At 62.5% G+C, this 16,120-nt stretch carries 15 protein-coding genes; 3 read left to right on the top strand and 12 right to left on the bottom strand.

Features of this window, described 5'->3' with window-relative positions:
• Positions 1 to 122: 122 nt before the first annotated feature.
• The 6 genes from hutC to KFO72_RS37690 all read right to left on the bottom strand — a co-directional run bounded on the left by hutC (position 123) and on the right by KFO72_RS37690 (position 5,846).
• Positions 123 to 878, bottom strand: a complete 756-nt coding sequence (hutC, locus tag KFO72_RS37715) for a histidine utilization repressor (protein WP_060603345.1) — start codon at positions 876 to 878, stop codon at positions 123 to 125.
• A 32-nt stretch (positions 879 to 910) separates the two neighbouring features.
• On the bottom strand, positions 911 to 2,518 hold the full coding sequence (locus KFO72_RS37710; protein ID WP_054932434.1) for an HAL/PAL/TAL family ammonia-lyase: 1,608 nt from the start codon (positions 2,516 to 2,518) through the stop codon (positions 911 to 913).
• Positions 2,519 to 2,597: 79 nt separating this feature from the next.
• Entirely contained in the window at positions 2,598 to 3,389 is a 792-nt protein-coding gene (locus tag KFO72_RS37705; protein ID WP_225034211.1) for an ABC transporter ATP-binding protein, read from the bottom strand.
• A 21-nt stretch (positions 3,390 to 3,410) separates the two neighbouring features.
• Positions 3,411 to 4,163, bottom strand: coding sequence for an ABC transporter permease (locus KFO72_RS37700; RefSeq protein WP_054932435.1), 753 nt, complete (start codon positions 4,161 to 4,163; stop codon positions 3,411 to 3,413).
• 17 nt (positions 4,164 to 4,180) lie between these two features.
• Entirely contained in the window at positions 4,181 to 4,903 is a 723-nt protein-coding gene (locus KFO72_RS37695; RefSeq protein WP_007587161.1) for an ABC transporter permease, read from the bottom strand.
• Between the two features lie 100 nt (positions 4,904 to 5,003).
• A complete protein-coding gene (locus KFO72_RS37690) occupies positions 5,004 to 5,846 on the bottom strand; it encodes a transporter substrate-binding domain-containing protein (RefSeq protein ID WP_054932445.1) in 843 nt (280 codons plus the stop codon).
• An 865-nt stretch (positions 5,847 to 6,711) separates the two neighbouring features.
• Between KFO72_RS37690 and KFO72_RS37685 the strand changes: the two genes are divergently transcribed.
• Complete coding sequence (locus tag KFO72_RS37685; RefSeq protein WP_054932437.1) at positions 6,712 to 7,065, top strand: DUF4148 domain-containing protein; 354 nt, start codon at positions 6,712 to 6,714, stop codon at positions 7,063 to 7,065.
• A gap of 97 nt (positions 7,066 to 7,162) precedes the next feature.
• Positions 7,163 to 7,957, top strand: a complete 795-nt coding sequence (locus KFO72_RS37680) for an alpha/beta hydrolase (RefSeq protein WP_060603350.1) — start codon at positions 7,163 to 7,165, stop codon at positions 7,955 to 7,957.
• A gap of 86 nt (positions 7,958 to 8,043) precedes the next feature.
• Here the strand turns inward: KFO72_RS37680 and KFO72_RS37675 are convergent, their stop codons facing one another.
• The 6 genes from KFO72_RS37675 to KFO72_RS37650 all read right to left on the bottom strand — a co-directional run bounded on the left by KFO72_RS37675 (position 8,044) and on the right by KFO72_RS37650 (position 14,842).
• The gene (locus KFO72_RS37675) at positions 8,044 to 8,301 is read right to left on the bottom strand and encodes a hypothetical protein (RefSeq protein ID WP_054932446.1); all 258 of its coding nucleotides are present in this window, start codon (positions 8,299 to 8,301) and stop codon (positions 8,044 to 8,046) included.
• A 372-nt stretch (positions 8,302 to 8,673) separates the two neighbouring features.
• Entirely contained in the window at positions 8,674 to 10,395 is a 1,722-nt protein-coding gene (gene poxB / locus KFO72_RS37670) for a ubiquinone-dependent pyruvate dehydrogenase (protein ID WP_225034210.1), read from the bottom strand.
• Positions 10,396 to 11,265: 870 nt separating this feature from the next.
• Positions 11,266 to 11,943, bottom strand: coding sequence for a methyltransferase family protein (locus KFO72_RS37665; RefSeq protein ID WP_060603353.1), 678 nt, complete (start codon positions 11,941 to 11,943; stop codon positions 11,266 to 11,268).
• A gap of 10 nt (positions 11,944 to 11,953) precedes the next feature.
• Positions 11,954 to 12,784: an arylamine N-acetyltransferase family protein gene (locus tag KFO72_RS37660; protein ID WP_225034209.1), complete on the bottom strand. Its 831-nt coding sequence runs from the start codon at positions 12,782 to 12,784 to the stop codon at positions 11,954 to 11,956.
• A gap of 251 nt (positions 12,785 to 13,035) precedes the next feature.
• On the bottom strand, positions 13,036 to 13,707 hold the full coding sequence (locus tag KFO72_RS37655; RefSeq protein WP_054932442.1) for a hypothetical protein: 672 nt from the start codon (positions 13,705 to 13,707) through the stop codon (positions 13,036 to 13,038).
• Between the two features lie 220 nt (positions 13,708 to 13,927).
• A complete protein-coding gene (locus KFO72_RS37650; RefSeq protein ID WP_054932443.1) occupies positions 13,928 to 14,842 on the bottom strand; it encodes a LysR substrate-binding domain-containing protein in 915 nt (304 codons plus the stop codon).
• 130 nt (positions 14,843 to 14,972) lie between these two features.
• Here KFO72_RS37650 and KFO72_RS37645 point away from each other — a divergent pair, with 130 nt between their 5' ends.
• Positions 14,973 to 15,875, top strand: coding sequence for a DMT family transporter (locus KFO72_RS37645; RefSeq protein WP_036001393.1), 903 nt, complete (start codon positions 14,973 to 14,975; stop codon positions 15,873 to 15,875).
• The last annotated feature ends 245 nt before the right edge of the window (positions 15,876 to 16,120 follow it).

Genomic DNA, 16,120 nt, shown 5'->3' with positions numbered 1-16,120 from the left:
CCGCACAGGGGCGACGCCTGAAGCACGCTAACGTCACGCGGATGCCAGCGCAAAGCGAAAGCGAAAGCAAAAGCAAAAGCAAAAGCGAAAGCAAAAGCAAAAGCGAAAGCAAAACCAAACCCCTACACATTCCCCGCCAAATGAAACCGCGAAGCCGGATGCCACAACTGCACCGACGTCGCGACCTGCTCCCCCACCCATGTCCTGCGCCACAGCATCAGGCAAGGCTCTCCAATCTCCATCATCAGATGCCGGCGCACATGCGCAGTAGGCTTTTGGGCATAGATGCGGAACTCCGCGCGCTGGATCGGCGCGAGCCGCACCATATAGTGATTCGGCGTTTCGACCGTGAAGTCCTGATTCAAGTAGTCCGGAAACACGCGCGGATTCACATACCGGTCTTCGTATTGAATCGGCTCACTCTCTTCGTTATGCACGATGCGCGAATGGAAAACAGGCCCATGCGCGAGCACCAGCGCATCCAGCGCAAGCGGATCATCGCTCGCCTCGAGCGTGAGCACCCGCGCCGAATGGCGGTGCCCGCGCGCGGTGATCTCGTCGGCAATGTTGCGGATTTCGAGCACTGTCGATTCATAGCGTTGCGGCGCGACATACGTGCCCGAGCCCTGCACACGCGTCAGCACACGCTCCGTCGTCAACTCGCGCAGCGCGCGCGATACCGTCATGCGCGCAACGCCGAACTCCTTCACCAGCTCCGCTTCCGACGGAATCAGTCCGCCCGGCTTCCACACGCCCTCTTCGATCCGCGCTATCACGTAACGCTTGATCTGCTCGTACGCGGGCATCGCTTTGCCAGGCGTCGTGCGCGTACCACTGGAATGCTCCTCTGCCCTCTCCAGTTGCCCGTTTATCGTCATGTTCACGTCGACCTCGTGGGTGGATCGCATTCTTATGCGGCGGATTGCGGCGCGTGCAGCGCGGCGGCCTTCGGATCATTCGCGGCGTGCGCGGCAAAGCCAGTGTGATCGCCAGGCGTCGGCGTCGACGGCAGGTTGCCCGAAGCGGGCGGCAACGGCGGCGCTGCCTCGCCGATCAGGCGGAACGCAACGGCCATATCGTCGGCCAGCGGACGATCGTCGCGATACGTCGGCACCACGGCGCGCACCCTGCGCCACAACGCGTCCGTGTGCGGCGCACGCGGCGCGTCGACGGGTTGCAGGTCGTACGCCTGCGCCGCCGCCAGCAACTCGATCGCAATGATGCGGCCGGTGTTGTCGACAATCTCCAATGCCTTCAGCGCGGCAGGCGTCGCGTGACACAGATGGTCCTCCTGCAAGCCCGACGTGATGCCGCCATCCAGGCTCGCGGGCGCGGCCAGCCGCCGGTTCTGCGCGACCAGCGAAGCAGCCGTGTACTGCGCGATCATGAAGCCGGAGCACGTACCGCCCGGCTCCGCGAGAAACGCGGGCAAGCCGCTCACGAGCGGATTCACCAACCGGTCGAGACGGCGCTCGGCCATTGCCGCGACTTGCGCGATGGCCGTCGCGAGGCTGTCCATCGCCAGCGCAATCGACGCGCCCACGGCATGCGCCTGCGAATACACACGCGGCGCATCCGGCGTACCGGCAACGATCGGATTGTCGGTGATCGACGCGAGTTCGCGGTTCACGACGACCACGGTCGCATCGAGCACATCGCGCGCCGCGCCGTGCACGTGCGGGATCGTCCGCATCGAAAGCGGGTCCTGCGTACGCTGACCGACTACCGACGCAAGAATGCCGCTCTCGGCAAGCGCATTGCGCATCCGCTCGCCGACCAGATTCAATCCCGGCGACACCCGCAACGCGAGCGAATCGGCATCGAATGCGGCGAGCTGCCCACGCAGGTTTTCGAAGCTCATCGCGGCGATCGCGTCGGTCCAGTCCAGCACGCGCTCGGCGCGCGCGAGCGCCAACGCCGCGAGACCCGTCACACACGGCGTGCCGTTGATGAGGCTCAAGCCCTCTTTCGCTTCGAGCACGAGCGGTTCGCGCCCGAGCCGCACGAGCGCCTCGCGTCCGCTGATCCGTTCGCTGCCGTGCCGAACATGCCCTTCGCCGATGCACACCAGCGCGATATGCGCCATATGGCTCAGATAGCCGACGGAGCCGAACGCGGGCACTTCGGGGATATAGCCTGCATCGAGCAAGGCGACCAGCTGATCCGCGATCTCGACACGAATGCCCGAATGGCCGTGCGCAAAGTTGTTGATCGCGGCGGCCATGATCGCGCGCGTTTCCGCGACGCCGAGCGGCGCGCCGACGCCCACCGCATGGCTCATCAGGATATTGCGCGACAGCGTGCGCTGCTCCGACGGCGACACGATCACATCGCACAGCGCGCCGACGCCCGTGTTGACGCCATACGCGCGAATGCCGCGCTCGACGATCTGTTCGACGAGCACGCGCGCCGCCGCGATGCGCGCGCGCGCCGCATCGGAGAGCGCGAGCGGCTCGCCCGCCGCGACCGCGGCCAGTTCACGCCAGTTCAGAGGACGGTCGGATCGGATGACTGCCATGATGTTGCCTTTGTCGGTACGTGTACTGCTTTTCTAATCTTTGTTGAATCTCAGGTTCTCAAGCGAAGCGAAACACCGCTCAGTTTGCAGTGCGCGAATGATGGCTCGACACGAATTGCCTGAAGCGTTCGGATTTGAGGTCGCCGAATACTTCGTCGGGCGTGCCGTCGCATTCCGTCTGCCCTTGATGCAGGAACATCACGCGGTTCGACACATGCCGCGCAAAGCCCATTTCGTGCGTCACGACCAGCATGGTGCGGCCTTCTTCCGCGAGCGAACGCATCACGCGCAGCACTTCGCCGACCAGTTCGGGATCGAGCGCGGAAGTCGGCTCGTCGAACAGCATCACTTTCGGATGCATCGCAAGCGCACGTGCAATCGCGACGCGTTGCTGCTGACCGCCCGACAGATGCGCCGGATAGTGGCCGCGCTTTTCTGCAAGGCCGACCTTCGCGAGCAACGCCTCGGCTTCTTCGACGGCCTCCGCACGGCTGCGTTTTTGCACGCGCATCGGCCCTTCGATCAGGTTGTCGAGCACGGTCATGTGCGACCACAGATTGAAGTTCTGAAACACCATGCCGAGCTGCGAGCGAATGCGGTCGACCTGCTTGCGGTCGTCCGGTTGCAGCTTGCCGTCCTTGCAGCGTTTCATTCTCAGCGTTTCGCCCGCGAGCGCGACGCTGCCGTCGTCCGGCGTTTCGAGCAGGTTCAGACAGCGCAAGAACGTGCTCTTGCCCGAGCCGCTGGCGCCGAGAATCGAAATGACGTCGCCTTCATGCGCGTCGAGCGAAATGCCCTTCAAAACGTGATGGTCGCCGAACGACTTGTGAATGTTCTTGACCGACAGTGCAACGGGTGCCGTAGCGTTCATGAGATTCTCCTGGATGGGCCGTCAGGGTGCGGCACGACGTGCTTCGGTAGCGGGCGGAATCGCGCGCGGCGCAGCGTTCACAGGCGCTGCGCGCAGATGGCGCGACAGACGCCGTTCGAGCAAACCGAGCAGACGCACGACAACGAAATTCAGGAACAGATAGATCAGTGCGGCGCAGATGAACACTTCAGTGGTGCGGTACGTCTGCTGGATGATCTGCTGCGCGACGCCCGTCACTTCCCACACGGTGACGAGACTCGCGAGCGCTGTCGACTTGACGAGCAGCACGGCCTCCGTCGAATACGCGGGCAGGCACTGGCGCAATGCGATCGGACCGATGATGCGGCGCAGAAGCGAGAAGCCCGACAGGCCGATCGAATAACCCGCTTCGATCTGTCCGACGGGGACGGCCATCAGACCGCCGCGAATGATTTCCGCCGTATAGCCCGCCGTGCACAGTGCAAGCGACAGGACCGCGCAGACATACGGCTCGCGCAGCACGGGCCACATGAAGCTCTCGCGGATCACGCCGAACTGGCCGAGGCCGTAGTAGACGAGAAACATCTGGATCAGCAGCGGCGAACCGCGAAACACGAGAATGTACGCGCGCGCAAAGCGGTTCGGCAGCCAGTGCGGCGACACGCGCATCGTGACGATCACGAGCGACAGCAACCCGCCCAGCACCAGCGACGCGAAGAACAGACCCAGCGTGGTCGGCACGGCGGCGAGCAACTGGCGCAGCGTGTCGAGCAGGAAGTCGAAATCGAAAGACATGGTGGTGGCGCTCCTCGTCAGTTGCGCGCGAAGTTGCGCCGGAAGGATTTGCCCACGTGCGCTTCGGCACGGTTGAAGACGCGGTTCGAAATGCCCGTCATCACCAGATACAGCGCGCCGCCCACGACGAAGAACAGGAAGTACTGGTGCGTCGAACTGGCGGCGATCTGGCTTGCGCGCAGCAGTTCGGCAAGACCCGTCACCGAAATCAGCGCGGAGTCCTTCAGACTCAGCTGCCACACGTTGCCGATGCCCGGCAGCGCGAAGCGCAGCACCTGCGGAATCAGAATGCGGCGGGCCATGGTCATGGTCGGCATGCCGATCGAGCGTGCCGCTTCGAGTTCGCCCTTCGACACCGCGAGCACGGCCGAGCGATACACCTCGGCCTGATAAGCGCCCGAGATCATGCCGACCGCCAGCGCGCCGATCACGAACGGCGGCACGCCGACGAACCCTTCGGCGCCGAACCACTGGCCCACTGTGGTCACGAGCGTCGAGCCGCCGAAGTAGAACAGATAGATGACGAGCAGCTCAGGCACGCCTCGAAACACCGTCGTGTACAGATCGCCCAGCACGCGCGCCGTGCGAAAGCGCGACAGCTTCGCGGCCGCGATGATCGCGCCGAACACCGCGCCGACAGCGAGCGCCGCGAGCGTCAACGCGACGGTCATCAATGCCGCGAGCAGCAGCACGCCGCCCCAGCCTTCCTGCCCGAAGCCGAGCGTCTCGATCAGAGCCATGGCTTACTCCTCATCCCTGCTTTCGTTGATTGACCTGCTTCGCCGAAACAGGTCGTTCGAGCAAGCGCGCACCGCTGCGGCACGCGCATACGGCTATCGATCAAGGCGTGACGTCGGTCTTGAACCACTTGTCGGAAAGCTTCTTCACGGTGCCGTCCTTCAGCGCATCGGCGATGGCCGTATCGAACTTCGCCTTCAGATCGGCGTCCTGCTTGCGGAACGCGAGGCCTTCGCCCGGACCCCAGATCGGGCCGCCGATCTTCGGTCCCGCCATGGAGATTTGCGCTGACTCTTTCTTGTCCGAGTTGGCGGCGTAGTACGTGACGTCGTCGAACGATGCGTCGATGCGGCCGTTCGCCAGATCCAGATCGCGTTCCGGCGAGGTCTTGTACACGCGGATCGTCGCGATGTCCTTGAAGCCTTCGTTGATGAACTTAGTGTAGACCGTGCCCGACTGGATACCGATGGTCTTGCCCTTCAACTGCTTGCGCAGCGCGTCGACGGTCGGCTTGTCGGTCTTCGGGTCGCCCGTCAGCTTGACGACGGGCGCACCCGGCGTTGCCTTCGGGATGATCTTCGTATCGGAGACGGCAAAGGTGGCGGGCGTGGCCGCGTACGGGCGCGAAAACGCGATGATCTTTTCGCGCTCAGGCGTGATGGAGATCGCGTCCATCAAGACGTCGAACTTGCCTGCCTGCAGGCCGGGAATCATGCCGTCCCAGTCTTGTGCAACCAGGTTGCACTGCAGCTTGATGCGCTCGCACAGATTGGCGACCAGCTCCGGCTCGAAGCCGCCCAGCTTGCCGCCCGGCAAGGTGAGGTTCCACGGCGCGTAGCCGCCTTCCAGCGCGATCGTCACCGACTTCCATTCCTTCGCCTGCGCGGGCGCGCCAGCGAGCGCCACGGCGCCCAGCACCGCGCCCATCAATACTTTCGACAACATAGTGCGGCTTGCCTTGTTCACCTTCACGTCGAATCTCCTTTTCGTCTGAACGGGTCCCTTCGCTTGTCGCGTGCCGGACATGTATAGACAAGTCTGCATGAGGTCAAAAATGATCGCAACTGAAATCCCAAAAAATTATTGAATTGTTCGGGTAAGCCCTTATGCAAAGGGATTCGCGCGGGCCAGAGCTGCCGCACAAGAGTACGTTTTGGCCGCGCCATGCTGGTGCAGCTGACTAGACAGGTTGGCGATTGCGGTGCCGCCTTTGCACCGGATTGGCACGCCGAAGCCTGGCATCGGCGAACCTTGCAGCGGCGAAAGCAAACTTCGCGCATCTGCGCAGTAGTCATACGTAGGTATGGCAGACGGGAACCTTTGGCCTGATCCGCTCATCCGCGAAGCGGCATGGCGCCAGACAACGGCATGACGTGGCAGCGTTTTCACCATCCAGACGGTCAGGGGACACAACGTTAGTTGGTCTCCAGTCGTTCATATGTACGACTGGAGCGCAGATCGTCGCCGCATTACATTGCATACACCGCTGGCCGATCTGATGGCTGGCGCAGGAGCCGGGCTACAAGGGCTGATCCAGCAGAGCCCATCCGCTCCACGATAAAAAGTTTGGCTTGCCGGGAATGAAAGTCGAAGTCGCCATGTTTGCCTCTATGTAGCAAGCGACATCGAAACAGGATTGACAGAAGGGCACGACCAGACAGCCGTACGACAGCAGTTGATGCAGAAGCTTTAACGACGTTTGCAAGCTCATTGACCGGTTCGAATTGAACACCATTCGTTCAGGATGCCGAATCAATATCGGCATGCAGATGAGCAGGACGTTTAAACACACTCATTCAGGAGTTACATCATGAAGAACATTTTTGTTTGCCTCGCAGTTGCAGCCGGCGCACTCGCCGCTCCCGCCCTGAGCTTTGCTCAATCGAATGGCCCCGTTACCCGCGCCGAAGTTCGCGCCGATCTCGTTCGCGTCGAACAGGCCGGCTATCAGCCGGGCCGTGGCGAGGACATCAACTATCCGTCCGACATCCAGGCTGCCGAAGCGAAGATCGCCGCGCAGGATAACCACAATCTGACGAACAACGCGGTTGGCGGCGTCGCGATGACGGGTACCTCGTCGTCGGGCAAGTCCTCGCGTTCCGCTTCGAACAACAACGCGTGCGTCGGCCCCGTCAGCTACTGCAATATTTTCTTCGGCAGCTAAATGGCGCGCACATGACCCTGCGCCCCACTGTCAGGCGCAGGGTCGCGCAAGCATCCCCTTCGTGTCTGTTTTCTGTTTCCGATTTACGGAGTCTCTTGTGAAAAGTTCGTTGCTCGTAACCGCGGCCCTTGCGTTGTCGACTGGTCTTCTCGCCTCTTCGGGCGCGATGGCGCAGGACGCCCAACCGGCGCACGCTCCTGTCAGGAATATCGTTCTCGTTCATGGCGCCTGGGTAGATGGTTCGGGCTGGAAGCCCGTCTACGACATCCTCACCAAAGACGGCTATCACGTCACACTGGTGCAGGAACCGCTAACCTCGCTCGACGACGACGTCGCGGCAACGAAGCGTGTCCTCGACCTGCAAAACGGCCCGACGATTCTCGTCGGCCACAGCTACGGCGGCTCGATCATCACGGAAGCAGGCGTCGATCCGCATGTAGTCGGTCTCGTGTATGTCGCCGCGCATGCGCCGAACGTCGGCGAAGACGAAGCCGCGCTCGGCAAGGGCAAGCCTAGCTACACGTCGAAGCAGCCGGGCGCAATCGAAAAGACGGACGACGGCTACACGTACCTGAACCCGTCCGTGTTCCCGAAGGACTTCGCTGGCGACCTGCCGCTGAAGCAGGCGCAGTTCGAAGCGCGCTCGCAGATGCTGACGGCCGCGAAAGTGTTCTCGCAGCCGCTGACGGCCGCGGCCTGGACGACCAAGCCGAGCTGGGGCATCGTCGCGGGCGGCGACAAGATCATCAATCCCGATCTGGAGCGCTGGTACTACCAGCGCGCGCATAGTCACACGACCGTGATTCCGGGCGCCAGCCACTCGGTCTACGAATCGCGTCCCCAGCAGGTCGCGGCGGTGATCGAGGATGCCGCGAAGCACGCACAGCAGTGATCATCGACGCCCGCGCCAGACGCGGGCGCTGGATGCGAAGCGGCGCGCCCACGAGGCGCGCCGCGTGCGCGTTGCAGGTAATCGGCTCAATTGCCAAAAAAGATGTTGCAATTCGGGCCCGTCGAGCAATTACGCGTAGCCTGCATCGTTCTGCCCGACGAAGTGCGGGTATCCGTTGCGCCGCCATACGACATGTCCGTCGTCGCTTGCGCCGACGCATTCGCATTGTTCTGCATCGAGGCCTTCGATGCATCGCTACTCTGCGCGATGTCATCGGCCATCGTCGCGACAGGCATGGCCATCAGCAATGCACCCGCCACGGGTAACGCCATCAGGATCTTCATGTCGAACTCCTTCCATGCAGACGAATCGCCACGCCCTGCATCGCGATTCGCCGGACGCCCACCGACGCCTGCGCCATCCGCATCGTTTCGACCGATGCCCGCAGGCGTGAAATCGCGCGCAACGGCCACCCACGCCGCAGCGTGCTTTTGTTCTAGATGCGATTGATTGGCTCAAAGCCCCCGAGTCTGTCGGGCGGCGCAGCGCGGCGCGAGAACGCCGGTTTCTGATTGTTTGACTATCGGCTGCGCAGAGAGGTCCGCACTGCTGCTTCAGTTATAGACCTTTGCGACGAGACTGCAATGGTCTTCCGCTGCACTGCAACGCGGCGCGCATCGGCTGACGAGGCGCGCCGCTCCGGCGTTGTGTGACGATTAGCGCAGGTTGGTTTTCACCAGCTCGACGATTTCATCGCCGCGGCCGTTGAGAATCGCGCGCAGCATGTAAAGACTGAAACCCTTGGCCTGCGACAGCTCGATCGTCGGGGGCATGGCGAGTTCATGCTTGTCCGTGACGACGTCGACGAGCGCCGGGCCCTGATGTGCGAAGGCTTCTTTCAGCGCGCCCTCCAGTTCTTCGGAATCCTCGACGCGCAGCGAAAAAATGCCCGCACCTTTCGCGATCTGCGCAAAATCGGTCTTGCTCAGGTCGACGTTCGTGTCGAGATAGCCGCCCGCCTTCAGTTCCATCGAAACGAAACCCAGCAGGCTGTTGTTGTACACGATGACCTTAATGGGCAGTTCGAGCTGACGCGCCGTAAGCAGATCGCCGAGCAGCATCGACAGTCCGCCGTCGCCCGATAGCGACACCACCTGCCGCCCCGGATGTGCCGCCTGCGCGCCGAGCGCCTGCGGCATCGCGTTGGCCATCGAGCCGTGATTGAACGAGCCGTGCAGTTGCCGCTTGCCGTTCATCGTCAGATAGCGCGCCGCCCACAGCGTGGGCGTGCCGACGTCGGTGGTGAAGATGGCATCGTCGCTGGCGGCTTCGTCGATCATGCGCGTCAGGTACTGCGGATGGATCGGCGCGCCGGGGTCGGAAGGCGTGGCGAGTTCGTCGAGATCGCGGCGTGCTTCTTCGTAGTGCGCGGTGGCCATATCGACGAAGGTGCGGTCGTCTTTGCGCTTGAGCTTCGGCAGCAGCGAGGCGACGGTCTCTTTGACGGTGCCGACGAGGCCCATCGCGAGCGGTGCGCGCTTGCCGAGCTGCGAGCCCTTCCAGTCGATCTGCACGACCTTTGCGTCGGGCGGATAGAACGGCCGGTAGGGAAAGTCGCAGCCGAGCAACAGGAGCACGTCGCAGGACATCATGGCGTGATAGCCGGAACTGAAGCCGATCAGCCCCGTCATGCCGACGTCGAACGGATTGTCGTACTCGATGAACTGCTTGCCGCGCAGCGCATGGACGATCGGCGCCCCGAGCGTGTCGGCGAGTTTGACCACTTCGTCGTGGGCGCCTGCGACGCCGCTGCCGCACATGATCGTCACGGCTTCGCAGTCGTTGAGCATGGTTGCGAGTTTGGTGAGTTCGCTGTCGGGCGGCAGGATGGCGGACGGCGCGGTCGGATTCCAGACGGGCGACAGCGACGGCCCTTCGCTCAAGGCAATATCGCCGGGCAGCACGATCACGGCGACGCCGCGCTGTTCGATTGCACTGCGCATTGCGCGTTCGAGGACGCGCGGGAACTGTGAAGCGTTCACTACCAGTTCGGCGAAGTGGCTGCACTCCTTGAAGATTTCGGTCGGGTGCGTTTCCTGGAAGTAGCCGAGGCCGATTTCCGTCGATGGAATGTGCGCGGCGATCGCGAGGACGGGTTGCTGGTTGCGGTGGCAGTCGTATAGGCCGTTGATGAGGTGCAGGTTGCCTGGGCCGCAGCTGCCTGCGCAGACGGCAAGCTGGCCGCTTGCGGCGGCGTCGGCGCCTGCTGCGAAGGCGGCTGCTTCTTCATGACGCGTGTGCATCCAGCGGATCGAGCCGACCTGGTCAAGGCTGAACGCCAGGCCGTTCAGGCTGTCGCCTGTGACGCCCCAGATGCGCTTGACGCCTGCGGCGGCTAAGGTTTTTGCAAGGTAATCCGCGACTGTGGTCTTTGCCATGAGCGTTCCTTGAAATGGGTTTTTGGGGTTTTTTTGTCTGCGACGCTGGGTGGTTTGCTTTGGTTTTGCGCTGGTGTCTGCGTTATGAGTTTTCGCGGGCATCCGGAGTTTTCGCGGGCATCCGCGAATTGTTAGCTCGCTTCAGGCGTCGCCCCTGTGCGGGGCGGCACCTACTTTTCTTTGCCGCCGCAAAGAAAAGTAGGCAAAAGAAAGCGGCTCACACCGCCAGCACGTCTTCTTATCCACGGGCCCCCAACGTCCCCACACTTCACACGGTAACGCTCGGGCTCGCATGCGTTGCCAACGCTCTCTCTGTACACCTCACCCACTTCATGTACCCGCGTCGCAGCACGCCGCGCCAGGCAGTCCGCCGCCGCCCAGGTGGCAAACTGTGTGTAGGGTGTCGCGCCCCACAGGTTAGCGCTCTTACCAGAAACACCAATCCTGCTACCAGTCCGGAGTGATGCGTGTATGGCGCGAAAGCCTACACACAGTTTGCCACCTGGGCAGCGCATACCCTTCGCTGACGCCAACTTCTGCTACGGGTGCCGGAAGCGGGTGATGCACTTATTCAAAGCGTTGGCAACGGGAACCAGCCTGGGCACTGCAGTGTGAAACGTGGGGACGTTGGGGGCCCGTGGATAGGAACATGTGCTGGCGGTGTGAGCCGCTTTCTTTTGCCTACTTTTCTTTGCGGCGGCAAAGAAAAGTAGGTGCCGCCCCGCACAGGGGCGACGCGTGAAGCTAGATAACGAATCGCGGATGCCAGCGAAAACTCCGGATGCCAGCGAAAAACTCATAACGCAGATACCAGCGCAAAACCAAAGCAAACCACCCAGCGTCGCAGACAAACAGACAAACAAAAAAAAATCACCACACATACGGCACAAACCGATACCGAACCCTCGCAGCATATTCCTCATACCCCGCGAGTTGCGCGCACAACATCCGCTCCTCGAGCACAGCGCGATAGCCCAGTCCAACAACCAAAAGCGGCACGCAAGCCAGCCCCCAAACAGAGCCCAGCAACAACGGCGTACCGAGCAGAAACAAAATAGCCCACGCATACATCGGATGCCGCACATAAGCATACGGTCCGCTATCGCTAACCTTATGCCCACGCTCGGCCATAATCTTCACGACAGGCGCAGCATAGCTATTAGCACGAAAAACCGACCGCATAGCAACCATGCTAACGAGAATAGCAAGCACGCCCACAACCTGCAGCGATGGGTGCATCGACGACCAATTAAACCGCCGCGCATCGAGCCCCATCAACACCAGCCACCCACACCACGCAACGGCAACGCACACCATAAAGAACTTGTCCCAGGCGCCCTGCCCACGTTGAATAAATGAGCCAAGCCGCTCCGCAAGCAACGCCGGATCGTGGCGCGCAAGCCACACGCCCACCCACAACCCGAGCGCGCCCATTTCGAACAGATAACACCACGCCCCCGGCCACGCGAGCGTGCCAGCCGCCCCGAACAGCACGGCCCCCATCCCCGCAAGCCACAACACCGTCTGAACGATGAGCCGCGCGATCATCACGCTCGACCTAGGAGTCCGCACCTTGCGTCGACACGCGCCGGTAAGTATCCGCGACATCGATATCGCCAAGCTCGATCAGGAACGTCTCACGCAGGCACGTTTCAAGCTCATGCGCGCTTTCGATGCGCCGCTCGATCGCTTCGCCATCTATCGAACGCGCGGTAAGAAGGTCGTTGAACAGCGTCAGCCGACCTTCCGGCGTCACGCGGCATACGACCAGGCTCGTCGTGAAGAACGACGTGGGATGCGTCGACGTGTACCAGTTCGATACCTCGTAATCGATCCATTCCGCCCGCTGCAGGTCGAAACGATACGTCTTGAGCCACGTCTCGCCCGATTGCACCTCCAGATCGAACGCACCCTGCGATGCATCGGCAAGACGGAACGGCTCGTGTGCGGTCTGTTGCGCGACGCCCGTTTGCAGCCGCAACGGCGACGTCAGAGTCACGGCACCAAACCCGACGTCGGCGATCCACGGCTGGTCGTCGACAGTCACACGCAGCAGCATGTGCGTGCGCGGCGTGATCGCATCCGGCTCGCGGCCCCACAGCACGCGCGCGATCATCGGCGTCACGTCGAAGCCGAGTTGCATCAGCACGTGCGCGAACAGACCGTTCTGCTCGAAACAATAGCCGCCGCGCCGCCGCTCGATCAGCTTGTCGACAACGGCGGGCAGAGCCAGATCGACGCGGCGGCCCGTCAGCGGATCAAGGTTTTCGAACGGAATCGACAATGGATGCAAGCGTTGCAACTCGCGCAATACGTCGAGCGTCGCGGCCTGCGGCCCCGTATAGCCGATACGCCTGAAATAGCGGTCGAGATCGAGAGTGCTGGACATCCGGTGCTCCTGGTTAGCGTGGGTGGCGTTGCCGCTGCTTGTCTGCTCGTATGCGCTGCAAGGATCAGCGACAGCGTACCGTCATCGAGCCGCGCCGTGCGCGAAGCCCTCATTTACGAAGGCCCATTTACGAACGGTCGAACGGACGATCGAACACATACGCGCCGATCATCGCATCGCGCACGGCGAGGCCTGATGGATTGCAAGACGCTGCAATGCATCACGCGCCGCCCGAACATCCTGAACGCGTGTCAGAAACCTTTGAGCGCCGAAGTCGCAATCGACGGCACGCTGATGCCATGGCTCGACGCGAACTGCACGGCCGCGCTCAACGTCGATGCGAGCGACTGCAACTGCCCCGGCGCGGACTGCGCGATATACGACGCGGCCTGCGCCGTCTGGGGATTCATGCCCGATTGCAGCAGCGACGCGGGATTCATCTGCCCGACGCCGCCGAGGCTCGATTGCAGGCTCGCATACTGGCTCACGCCCTGGCCCAGCGATGCGAGGCCGTTGGTGAACGCCTGCTTGTCTACGGGTGTCGATGGGTCCGACGCGCGGCTCGTGAACGCCTGCGTCAGCGTCTGCGACAACGACTGCTGCGTGCTGCCCACCTGCGACAACTGGCTAGCCGATGGCGTGCCGCCGCTCAACAGTCCGGATGCCTGCTGCGCCTGGCTCGCCGCGCCCGAGAGGCCCATCGCCGATGCGAGGCTCGACTGGCCGCTCAAGACCTGCTGGTTCGCGCCGACGTAGGTCTGCAGCAATTGCCCGATCCCGCCCGACGAAGCGGCCGCGCCTGCATTGCCCGACGAATTGCCGCCGCCGATGCCGAATTGCTGAAGGTTCAGTTGCGCGAAGCTCGCGCTGCTCACGAACAGGCCGGTGGCGAGTAGCGCGGCGCAGAGAGTACGTGTTTTCATGGCTGGCCCTCCTGTCATGTGTCGGATGTGTGACGTTCGTCTCGACTCGATGCTTCGTTTGTGTCCGTTCGACAAACGGGCACGGCACGCGTTCGCGCTTTCGTCAGACGTCATGATGCGTGATCACGCACGGCAAAACGCGGGCCTGCGCTTTCGACCATTGCATCACTGCGCGTGATGGTGGCCAGCGCCGCGCCGCGCGCGGCATGCACGCTACGCTTCACGCCCTCGCTCGCCCCTCGCGCCCTTCGCGCCCTTCCCTGGTCTCGCGCGGCGACCCGCGCACCGACAGATCCTGCAACATCTGCGCGGCGAAATAGTCGCAGGTCGGACGATCCGATTTCGCGCTGCGCGCGACGACGATATCGAGCGGCTCGATTGCGGGCAGGCCTTGCTCGGCGCCGAGTATCGCGAGCCGCGACGGCACGCTGCAACGCGCGAGCGCGATCACGGACAGCCCCGCGTCGACTGTCGCGACGAGGCCGCTCAGGCTCGCGCTGCTGTAGGCGGCGCGATAGCGGATGCGTGCCCGGTCGAGCGCGGCGAGCGTATTCGAGCGCGCGACGCAGCCGGGCTCGTACAGCCCGACTGGCAACGGCGACACGTTCAGCACGGAAGTATCTTCGGACGCGCCCACCCACACCATCGGCTCGCTGCGCACGAATTCGCCGCGCAGTTTGCGGTCGCGCGTGACGAACGCGAGGTCGATCTTGTTGTCCGCGAGCATCGGCGCGAGCGCGGTGCTCTGCGCGCAGACGATCTCGATCTCCACATGCGGATACAGGTTCGAGAAGCGCCGCAACACGGGCGACAACAGCGACGACACGTAGTCGTCCGGCGCGCCGAGCACGACGCGCCCCGTCACCTCGGGCCGCACGATGGCCGACCACGCTTCTTCGTGCAGATCGATCACGCGCCGCGCATATTCGAGCAACGTATTGCCGGGCCGCGTCAGCGACAGGTTGCGCGTATCGCGAGCAAAAAGCGTCGTGCCGAGCATTCGCTCGAGCCGCTTGACCTGCATGCTGACGGCCGCCTGCGAGCGATGCACGGTGACAGCCGCCTTCGTGAAGCTGCCCGCCTCGACGACGGCGACGAAGGTACGCAGCAGATCGACATCGAACTCAGGGTGCATGATTTATCAATCCAACTTATGGAATTTCTCAATTTTATTCGTTTGTCGCGTTAAGGCAATGGATCGATACTCGGACGCATGCAACGTGATCGAGGAGTTGATTGTCATGTCTTTGTCGTCGGGTTCGTCGATATCGCTCAGCCGGAGCCAGCAAGGCGCGCTCACGCTTGCGAGTGGCGGCCTGCTGATGGGCACGATTGGCGTGTTCGTCGAGGAAGCGCGGCTTGGCGCGCTGACGCTGGTGTTTTTTCGCTGCCTGTTTGGTTTCCTGTCGCTGGCTGCGTATTGCGCGTGGCAGGGATATTTCGCGCGCCGTTATTTCACGCGACGCACGGTGCTGCTCGCGGGGCTTTCTGGCGTGCTGATGGTGACGCAATGGGTCGGTTTCTTCGATGCGATCCATCGCACGAGTATCGCGGTGGCGACCGTCGTGTTTCACGTGCAGCCGTTCTGGGTGGTGCTGATTGGCGCTGCGCTGTTCAATGAGCGGCTTGGTGTCGACCGGTTGGGGTGGATCGCGACGGCATTCGTCGGGCTTGTGCTTGCGTCGGGTGTTGCGGGAGCGGGTTCATTGCAGGGGCATTCGAGCTATCTGATCGGGATTGGGGAGGCGCTCGCCGGTTCCGTGCTGTATGCGAGTGTCACGCTTATTGCCAAGAGCCTTGGCGATCTGCGGCCGCATCTGCTGACGCTTGCGCAATGTGCTGTTGGTGTCGTGTGCCTGCCTTTTATTGCGCCGCTGGGCGCGGAACATATCGCGCCGATGCAGTGGTTCTGGTTGATCGGGATGGGTGTGTTGCACACAGGGCTTTCTTATGTGCTGATCTATGGCGCGCTGCCGAAGCTCTCGACGCCTGTGATCGCGGTTCTGCTGTTCGTGTATCCGCTGACGGCGATTGCCGTCGATGCAATTGTTTATGGGCGGGCGCTCGGGGTTTTGCAGATGGGTGGGATGGGGTTGATTGTTGTTGCCAGTCTTGGGGTTAATCTGGGGTGGCCGTTGGTGTCGGTTTTGCGCTTGCGCGCGGGTTAGGGTCGGTTTTTTGTTTTTTTTGTCTGCGACGCTTGATTGTGGCTTGCGATGGCTTCTGCGTTATGTCTTCGTGCTTCACGCCTCTTCGTTCGGTGTTCTCGGCCTTTGCGCTGGCATCCGCGTTACGTTAGCGTGCTTCACGCCTCTTCGTTCGGTGTTCTCGGCCTTTGCGCTGGCATCCGCGTTACGTTAGCGCGCTTCATGCCTCTTCGTTCGGTGTGCTCGGCCTTTGCGCTGGCATCCGC

The organism is Paraburkholderia sp. XV, from assembly GCF_020177535.1.
GTDB classification, from domain to species: Bacteria; Pseudomonadota; Gammaproteobacteria; order Burkholderiales; family Burkholderiaceae; genus Paraburkholderia; species Paraburkholderia caribensis.
The sequence above is the reverse complement of the archived record's forward strand: the minus strand, read 5'-3'. Positions and strand labels throughout refer to the sequence as shown.